Source organism: Clostridium sartagoforme (genome assembly GCF_039521405.1).
GTDB lineage: Bacteria > Bacillota > Clostridia > Clostridiales > Clostridiaceae > Clostridium > Clostridium sartagoforme.
The window spans coordinates 1-9,334 of the sequence record NZ_BAAACH010000035.1 but is presented as its reverse complement, the minus strand read 5'-3'; the positions used below and the strand labels follow the sequence as shown (position 1 = coordinate 9,334).

Sequence of the window (9,334 nt, the reverse complement as noted above, 5' to 3'; positions counted from 1 at the left end):
ACTAAATTTAAATTTAGATTCTCACTTAAGACTTCTAAAAGAATTGCTGGTTTATTTTACTTAACTTATATTCTGTTCAATTTTCAAAGACCATTTTCTTCATCGCTCTCAAGCGACTTCATTATCTTACTATTAAAATCTATTATTGTCAATATTTTTATTATTTCTAATAATTCTTTTAATTTAGCTTGTTCCTCGCTGGAACGTTATTAATAGTACCACCTATAATAAGACTTTTTTCTACAAAATATACTATTTATCTTATATTATTCTTTATATACTTATTAAACCTCATTATTTCTAAAATATAATACTATTGACACACCAGGAGGCTTTGTCTGAAATTATGAGAAAATTTTATTCAATTTACAATGCACAATTCACAGTTCATATTTTTTAGGATAAAGGAATCAGAAACATATGTTAGATCTTTTATAAAAATAATAAATATATAAGTAAAAACTTAATTCGTCTTTAAATAAAACTTATCTTATATATTGATTAACTTCTAAGTTTCAAATAGCAAACATTAAATACTTGGTGAAGTTCACCTCATTTATATTTGAGCTTAATATGAAAACCTATATGCTTAAAATCGTCTAGAGTAAACTCTTCTTAATTTTTAATTATAGTCTACACCTAGTACTTGTTATCTGATAAATATTCCTCGTCACCAATAAAATGAAAGTAACTGCGAACTATGCCTTGTGAAGCATGGACTATTAAATTATCTTATTTCTTTGTATTGTTACTGGATAATTTATAGTTCCCCTAATTTGTTGATTTCCATTAACTACTGTTCCCTTATCAGCGATAACCATATCCATTATTGCCTCTTCTCCAATTATACTGTTCTGCATTATTACACAATTTTCTAATTTTGCACCTTTTCCTATAACAACTCGTCTTCCTATAATGCAATTTTTAACTTCTCCTTCTATATACGATCCATTTGCTATTATAGAATTTGATACTAAACTTATATCAGTATATTGTGTAGGTGGCTCATCTTGTGATTTTGTATATATTGGTTTTAAATTATAAAATAATTCTTTATTTATATCTTGATTTAATATATCTAAATTAGTATCAAAATAAGATTTTATTGAATTTATACAAGCTAAATATCCGTTAAATTTATATGCGCCAACTTTAAAATCATTAAGCCTGGATGCTATATAGCTTTTTATTTTTCTATGAATACCCGTTTTTATGCATTCATGTATCATTTTAATAAATAAATGTGTCTCCATGATATACATTTCCATATTTATTTTTGCATTTTTCTCTCTTCCTATATTCTCACCTATACTAATTACTCTATTATTATCTTCTATATTAACTACTTCACACTCTAAAAATTTTTTATTTGCATCATCTACATCCTTATATATTATAGTAATATCATTTTTAGATTTTTTATGATATTGTAAAACTTTATTATAATCTATATTACAAATCATATATGATGGGCTTATTAATACATATTCTTTTTTACTTTGCTCTATGAACTCTATATTATCTAAGAAATTATGAACATCATCATAGTTTGGATCATAATCTCCGAAATTAAATACTCTAAGTCCATCTTTCTTTCTATGCAAATCCCATGGCCTTCCATTAGTAAGATGATTTATTAAGGATCTTGATTTATTTGCAGTAAATATTCCTATTCCTTCTATTCCTGAATTAGCCATATTAGATAATACAAAATCAATTATCCTATATCTTGCTGAAAGAGGTACTGATGCCAAAGTTCTATATCTTACTAGCTCTCCCATTCTACTTTGGTTTTCATCTAAGTTTATTATTCCCAAACAATTATTCATTCTTATTTACCCCCTTAAAGATTAATTACTTTTCTATCTAGACATATTTCCTTAAAATCTATGGCTGATTCATCAAGTAAGTATTGATATGCACCAATAACTTCTATACTTTTACTATCTCCTACATGACAATTATTATTTATTATTGCATTACTTCCAATTATGGACTTTTCTATAATAACATTATCTCCTATTTGTACATTAGTCATTATTACTGAATCTTTAATTATTGTATTTTTACCAATATAAACACCTTGAGATAATACAGAATTTTCAATTTTACCATTTATTATACATCCTTCTACAACTAAAGAGTTTACTATTTTAGCCTCTTCTCCAATATAATGTGCTGGTCTAACTTGGTTTTGTGAGTATATCTTCCAATCACTATCATATAAATTTAAATCATTATCTATTTTTAATAAATCCATATTAGCTTCCCATAAACTTTCGATGGTTCCCACATCTTTCCAATATCCTTTAAATGGATATGCTATTAATCTTCTTCCATTATTCAACATATTAGGTATTATATCTTTTCCAAAATCATTACTTGAATTTTTATCTTTTTCATCTTCCCTTAAAAACTTTTTTAAAATTCTCCAATTAAATATATATATTCCCATAGATGCGTTAGTACTTTTAGGTACTTTAGGCTTTTCTTCAAATTCATATATTGAATTATCTGCCCTAGTATTCATTATTCCAAATCTACTTGCTTCCTCTATTGGAACATCTATAACTGCAATTGTAGCATCTGCATTATTTTCTTTATGAAAATCTAACATTCTATCATAATTCATTTTATAAATATGGTCTCCTGATAAAATCAAAACATACTCAGGTTCAAATCTATCTATATATTCTATATTTTGATAAATAGCATTAGCTGTTCCTTTATACCAATCTCCACCTTTCTCTTCCTGATATGGAGGTAATATAGATACCCCACCATCTCTTCTATCTAAATCCCATGGATCCCCTATTCCTATATGAGAATTTAAATCTAATGGCTTATATTGAGTTAGTACCCCCACAGTATATATTCCTGAATTAGAGCAATTGCTTAAAGGAAAATCGATGATCCTATATTTTCCTCCAAAGGGCACTGCAGGTTTTGCCATATTTTTAGTTAATATCCCTAATCTAGACCCTTGTCCACCTGCTAAAATCATTGCTACAATTTCTTTTTTCCCCATATTTTATCCCCTCTCTTCTATCCCAATCCTAATTAGACATGTATTATTTATTAACATTATTAAATGATAATTTATCATATATCCTTATATATTCCATAGCGGACTTTTCCCAGCTATTATCGGAGCTCATAGATTGTCTTACAATACTATTCCATTTATTTTTATCTTTATAGATTCCTAATGCATATTTAGTTATATTAAGAAGCTCATCAAATCTATAATTTTTAAACCCAAACCCATTACCTGTTCCTTCATATTCATTATAAGGAACCACAGTATCCTTTAGCCCACCTGTTTCTCTTACAATTGGTACACTTCCATATCTAAGCGCTATTAATTGCCCAAGACCACAAGGTTCAAATAATGAAGGCATTAAAAACATATCAGAAGATGCATAAATTTTATGTGCTAGTTCATTGCTAAATCTTATATTTGCATTAACCATCTTAGGATATCTATTTTGAAAACTTTTAAATCCATCTTCATACATACTATCACCAGTTCCTAATATAACAACCTGAACCTCCTCTTTTAATAATTCTTCTAATATATTTATAATTAAGTCACATCCTTTTTGATGTGTTAACCTAGATACTAGACCAATCATAGCTACATCTTTATTTACAGGTAATCCTAATTCCTTTTGTAAATTTTCTTTATTGATTGATTTATTTTGAATATTATCAATACTATATTTAGAATATATATATTTATCCTCTTCTGGATTATATTCTTCATAATCTATTCCATTTACTATACCCTCTAGTACAGAACTTCTATATCTAAGAAGTCCATCTAGCTCTTCTCCATATTCAGGAGTCTTTATTTCCTCTGCATAACTTTTACTTACTGTAGTGATCTTATCTGCATAATTGATTGCACCCTTTAAAAAGCTTACTGCTCCATAAAGTTCTAAGCTACCATTATTAAAAGCTTCGTAATCATACCCAAATAGCTCAGGCAATACTTCTTTACTAAACATACCTTTAAAAAATAAATTATGAATTGAAAATATTGTCTTTATATTTTTAAATTTTTCTTCTTTTATATATTCTAATTTATGAAGTACTGGTATCATTCCAGTTTGCCAATCATTACAATGTACTATATCTGGTACCCAATCTATATGCTTTATAAACTCCAAAACAGCTCTATCAAAAAATGCAAATTTCTCTCCATCATCATAATATCCGTATAATCCGCCTCTTTTAAAATAGTATTCGTTATCTAGCAGATAAAATTGTACCCCATCATATTCATACTCCAAAATACCACAATACTGAGTTCTCCATCCTACATTTACACTGAAATTATCAATATATGTTAAACTTTCTTTAATTTCTTTTTTTATATCTCTATAATTTGGTATTACTACCCTTACATCAACACCTAAATCTTTTAAAGCTTTAGGTAAAGCCCCTATAACATCTCCAAGACCTCCTGTCTTAATAAATGGATGTGCTTCTGATGCAACTATTAAAATATTCAATCTCATTCCCCCTTTTAATGCTAGCTCTTATACTTGTTTTCTAAAATTATTTCTTTATTTACTAGCAAATTAATATCTTCATTTAAATCACTTATAGATAATATTATTGCTGCCATAGGTGGTATTTTTAATGATATAGAGTACTTCCTATTATGATAACTTATATCTTCAGATTCTATTATTTCTTCATTTAATTGATTAGAACCTCCAAACTCTTTATTATCAGAATTAAATATTTCTTTATATTTTGCATTATATGGTACCCCTACTCTAAAGTCGTAATATACCACTGGAGTAAAATTACATATAAATACTAATGTATCTTTAATATCATTCCCTTTTCTGATGAAAGAAAAAATACTTTGATTAGAATTATCAGCATCTATCCATTCAAAACCAGTATTATCGTAATCTAATTCCCATAAAGCCTTATTTTCCTTATAAAAATTATTTAAAAATTTACAATAATTTTGTGTTAACTTATGCATTTCAAATTTATCTATTAACTCCCACTCTAGCTCTTCATATTCTCTCCACTCTATAAATTGAGCAAATTCATATCCCATAAATGTTAATTTTTTTCCTGGATGACCCATCATATATGCTAAATATAGTCTTAGCCCGGCAAACTTATTCCAATAATCTCCCCACATTTTATCAACTAATGACTTTTTGCCATGAACAACTTCATCATGTGATATCGGTAGTATAAAGTTTTCTGAATAGTTATACATCATGGAAAATGTCATCTTATTATGATTATGTTTTCTATATATTGGATCTACTTCTACATATTTTAACGTATCATTCATCCACCCCATATTCCATTTAAAATTAAATCCTAATCCGCCATCTTCAATTGGCTTGCAAACACTTGGCCATGAAGTAGATTCTTCAGCTATCATTAAAATATTTTTAAATTCATTAAATATTACTTTATTTAGCTCCTTTATAAAACTTATTCCTTCTAAACAACCATCACCCCCAAATTTATTAGTTTTCCATTCACCTTCTCCTCTTCCATAGTTTAAATACAACATATTAGATACAGCATCAACTCTAAGGCCATCTATATGAAATTCTCTGAGCCAAAATAATGCATTTGATATTAAGAAGCTTTTTACTTCTGGTCTACCTAAATCAAAGTTAGCAGTTCCCCAGCCCTTATTTTCAGACTTCCACTCTTCCTGATATTCGTATGTTGGAGTACCATCAAAATGATATAGACCATGTTCATCTTTGCAAAAATGTCCTGGAACCCAATCAAGAATAACTCCTATTCCATTTCTATGAAGTACATTTATTAATTGTTTTAAACCTTCTGAATCTCCATATCTACTGGTTACTGAGTAATATCCTGTTCCTTGGTATCCCCATGATGCATCTAAAGGATGTTCTACTAGTGGCATAAATTCTACATGTGTATATCCCATTTCATTTAAATATTCAGGCAACTTATCACTTAACTCTTTATATGTAAGAAATTCCCCATTATTAGTTTTCCATGAACCTAGATGCATTTCATAAATATTTATAGGCTCCTTAAAAAGATTTGTTTTTCCTCTTTTATTTATCCACTTCTTATCCATCCATTTAAACTTACATTCGCTTTTTACAATAGAGGCAGTATTCGGTCTAATTTCTGATAATTTAGCATACGGATCTGCTTTATAGATACCTCTTTCATTATTTTTGTTTACAATGTAATATTTATATTTGGCTCCTTCTCTTAAGCCAAGAATAAATATTGACCATAAACCTTTTTCATTTACTTTTTCCATTTTAAATTCATTTATAGGCTTGAATTCACAAAAGTCGCCAACTACATATATTTCACTAGCATTTGGTGCCCAGGTTGTAAATCTTACTCCCCGTTTTCTATTTTCAACAATACAATGTGAACCTAAAAGCCAATAGCTACTATAGTTTCTACCTTCATGAAAGGAATCTATGTCTATATTTATAAGTTGTCCCTTTTTTGCTTTATTCTTTACTTCCTGTGCCATAAAAATCTCCTCCCAAAGTTAACATAATTCTTATGTTGATAATTATATCACCCAATTACATTTTATTCCATAAATTCCATAATACTATAATCTATAAAATATAGTTTTTTTTGATATATATTTACATATTTTTGATAATTAGATGTTTGTAAAACGTCTTCTAACTATGTTATAAAATTATTTAGTATGTAATTTAATTAATAATTTACAATAATCAACAAATAAATTTAAAAATAATATTTTAAGTAAAATTACTTCTAAATTACTATTAAATCTTAAATACTTAAGGTTATATTAAGATTATATTAAGACTTTTCCTACCTTTTTATTAAGTTTTTCTATCTAAAATTATTAATAGTTAGATTAAGGGAGGTAATGATTTGAAGGTTTTAGAGGTAAAAGGACTTAAGAAAAAGCTAGGAAAAAGAGAAATAATAAAAGATATATCATTCTCAATAGAAGAAGGTGAAATATTTGGATTTTTAGGCCCTAATGGGGCTGGAAAAACAACAACTATAAGAATGCTCGTAGGTCTTATCAATGCAAACGAAGGTAGTATTAGTATTTGTGGTCATGATTTAAAGACTGACACAGAAAAAGCACTAAAAGAAGTAGGTGCAGTAGTAGAAAATCCTGAGTTATATAAATATTTATCTGGAAGAGAAAACTTAATGCAAATTGCTAGAATTAGAAATATTTCTAAAGACCAAGTAAATGAAACCATAAAATTAGTAGGTCTTGAACATAGAATAGATGATAAGGTCAGGAAATATTCACTAGGTATGAAACAACGTTTAGGGCTAGCTGCATCTCTTCTTTCTAATCCAAAGCTTCTAATTTTAGATGAGCCTACTAATGGATTAGATCCTTCAGGAATATTGGATTTTAGAGAAGTAGTAAAAAAAGCTGCCAATGAAAGAGGAATGGCTGTATTTATATCATCACATATACTTTCTGAGGTGCAACATCTTTGTAATAGAGTTGCATTCATAAATCATGGAATTATAGAATCAGTAGAGAATGTATTAGATGAATCTATGGATACTAATACTGATATAATTTGTTTAAAACTACTACAAGAAATAGATATTAATAAATTATTATCTATTGAATATATTAACTCTGCTAGAAAAACTGATGATGGAATAGAAATAATCTTATTATCTAATAAAACTCCTGAATTAATTAAGTATCTTGTTAATAACAATTATGCTATACAAGAAGTATTTAAGATAAGAAAAGGCTTAGAGCAAAGATATATGGAATTAGTTGAAGGAGGAATTAGATAATGTTATTAACGCTTATAAAAAATGAATTTATTAAAATTTTTAAAAGATCTAAGACTTGGATTGTCTTTGGATTATTTATAGTATTTATTGGAATAACCGCTTTTGGTACATGGATGAATGACAAAAATATGAAAGAATGGACCTCACCTGAATATCAAATACAGCAAGCTGAAGAACAGTTAGTTCATATAAGAAATGATATAAAGAGAGCAGAAGAAGATGGTGATCAAAAATGGATTCAAAATTCTAAAGAAATAGAAACTAGTCTTTTAAAACAAATAGATATTAACAAAGAAATAATCAAAAATGGTATTTCTGAAGATGCATGGAAAAAGCAGCTGGATGAATCAATTAAGTCTACTGAAAATACAATTAAGCAATATGAAGAAGATGGTATAAGGGAATGGAATAAAAGATGGTACGCCGAGTCAAAACAACAATTAGATGATTTAAAATATCTAAAAAATAATAATATAAAACCCTTACAAGGATGGGAGTATCAAGCCTTTAATTTCTTACAAATGCTTAACAGCTTTTTTGGATTAGGAGTATTAATAGCAGGAATTTCTGTATTTATGAGTGATATGGTTTCAGGAGAATGTACACCAGCAACATTAAAATTCCTACTTGTTCAGCCTGTTACAAGGGGAAAAATTTTATTTTCTAAGTTTATCGTATCAACTGTTACTGTATTATCACTAATCTTAATACCTCAACTGGTTGGAATGACAGTTGTTAATATGACAAGTGATGTTGATGCTTCAAAATATCCTGTTAGAGTTGAACAAAAATATGAAAAAGCATTTGATCAATCATCAGGTGAGATGATAATGAATCAAATTCCAGATACATCAAAAATGATTACTAACACTGAAAATGCATTTAGAACAATAGGATATCAATCATTATTTATTTTATCTGCTTGTTCTATTGTATTCATGATATCAACTCTATTTAAAAGTAGTATGACTTCCATGGCAGTTTCAGTAATATCTACTATTTTCCTATCAATAGGAACCCAAGCAATTAGCTCTATAAGAAATATTAGTCATCTTTTATTTACAACTTATGCTGATGCAGGCAGTCTAGTAACTTCTAAATTAGCATTAATGTATCAAAATCCTAAATTAACAACAACTAATGGAATAATATGCTTGATTATAACAGCAATAATAGCATATACAATAGCACATATTAATTTTATAAAAAAGGATATTTTAATATAATTCAAAAAGAGTACACCTATCAATTTTAGGTGTGCTCTTTTAATTATATAGAGTTACCCATTACTTACAGTAAAATTATCAACAATCGACATATGAAAAAGTGTTAAGGTGTGAATAACTTTCTATTTTTATAATAAAATTGTGAATAAATAAATGAACATATATACTCCATTATCCAGATTCTAAATTTTTATAATTTCTTATATAAAAAAAGACTTAAGATAAATCTTAAGTCTTTTTGCTAACCTGGCAACGTTCTACTCTCCCACACAGTCTCCCATGCAGTACCATCGACG

Annotated in this window: 6 protein-coding genes; 2 read left to right on the top strand and 4 right to left on the bottom strand. The window is 27.8% G+C overall.

The window, feature by feature from the left end; all coding sequences use genetic code 11:
* Positions 1 to 722 precede the first annotated feature (722 nt).
* Genes glgD through glgB form a run of 4 tightly spaced genes read right to left on the bottom strand, consistent with a single transcriptional unit; the run spans position 723 to position 6,523 of the window.
* Positions 723 to 1,829, bottom strand: a complete 1,107-nt coding sequence (glgD, locus tag ABDZ60_RS13555; protein WP_016209167.1) for a glucose-1-phosphate adenylyltransferase subunit GlgD — start codon at positions 1,827 to 1,829, stop codon at positions 723 to 725.
* Between the two features lie 14 nt (positions 1,830 to 1,843).
* Positions 1,844 to 3,028: a glucose-1-phosphate adenylyltransferase gene (locus ABDZ60_RS13550; RefSeq protein ID WP_016209168.1), complete on the bottom strand. Its 1,185-nt coding sequence runs from the start codon at positions 3,026 to 3,028 to the stop codon at positions 1,844 to 1,846.
* Between the two features lie 43 nt (positions 3,029 to 3,071).
* Positions 3,072 to 4,517 (bottom strand): glycogen synthase GlgA, encoded by a 1,446-nt coding sequence (gene glgA, locus ABDZ60_RS13545; RefSeq protein ID WP_343778758.1) that lies wholly within the window; start codon positions 4,515 to 4,517, stop codon positions 3,072 to 3,074.
* A gap of 20 nt (positions 4,518 to 4,537) precedes the next feature.
* Positions 4,538 to 6,523 carry a 1,4-alpha-glucan branching protein GlgB gene (gene glgB, locus ABDZ60_RS13540; RefSeq protein ID WP_016209170.1) on the bottom strand — a complete coding sequence of 662 codons (1,986 nt, stop codon included), beginning with the start codon at positions 6,521 to 6,523 and terminating at the stop codon, positions 4,538 to 4,540.
* Positions 6,524 to 6,903: 380 nt separating this feature from the next.
* Between glgB and ABDZ60_RS13535 the strand changes: the two genes are divergently transcribed.
* Both ABDZ60_RS13535 and ABDZ60_RS13530 read left to right on the top strand, forming a co-directional pair.
* The gene (locus ABDZ60_RS13535; protein ID WP_016209171.1) at positions 6,904 to 7,812 is read left to right on the top strand and encodes an ABC transporter ATP-binding protein; all 909 of its coding nucleotides are present in this window, start codon (positions 6,904 to 6,906) and stop codon (positions 7,810 to 7,812) included.
* The gene (locus tag ABDZ60_RS13530) at positions 7,812 to 9,038 is read left to right on the top strand and encodes an ABC transporter permease subunit (RefSeq protein WP_016209172.1); all 1,227 of its coding nucleotides are present in this window, start codon (positions 7,812 to 7,814) and stop codon (positions 9,036 to 9,038) included. The genes ABDZ60_RS13535 and ABDZ60_RS13530 overlap by 1 nt, the downstream gene beginning before the upstream one ends.
* The last annotated feature ends 296 nt before the right edge of the window (positions 9,039 to 9,334 follow it).

Excerpts from the sequence above, each read along its gene's own strand:
- glgB (WP_016209170.1), bottom strand. The coding sequence starts at position 6,523 with ATGGCACAGGAAGTAAAGAATAAAGCAAAAAAGGGACAACTTATAAAT.
- glgD (WP_016209167.1), bottom strand. The coding sequence starts at position 1,829 with ATGAATAATTGTTTGGGAATAATAAACTTAGATGAAAACCAAAGTAGA.
- ABDZ60_RS13530 (WP_016209172.1), top strand. The coding sequence starts at position 7,812 with ATGTTATTAACGCTTATAAAAAATGAATTTATTAAAATTTTTAAAAGA.
- ABDZ60_RS13550 (WP_016209168.1), bottom strand. The coding sequence starts at position 3,028 with ATGGGGAAAAAAGAAATTGTAGCAATGATTTTAGCAGGTGGACAAGGG.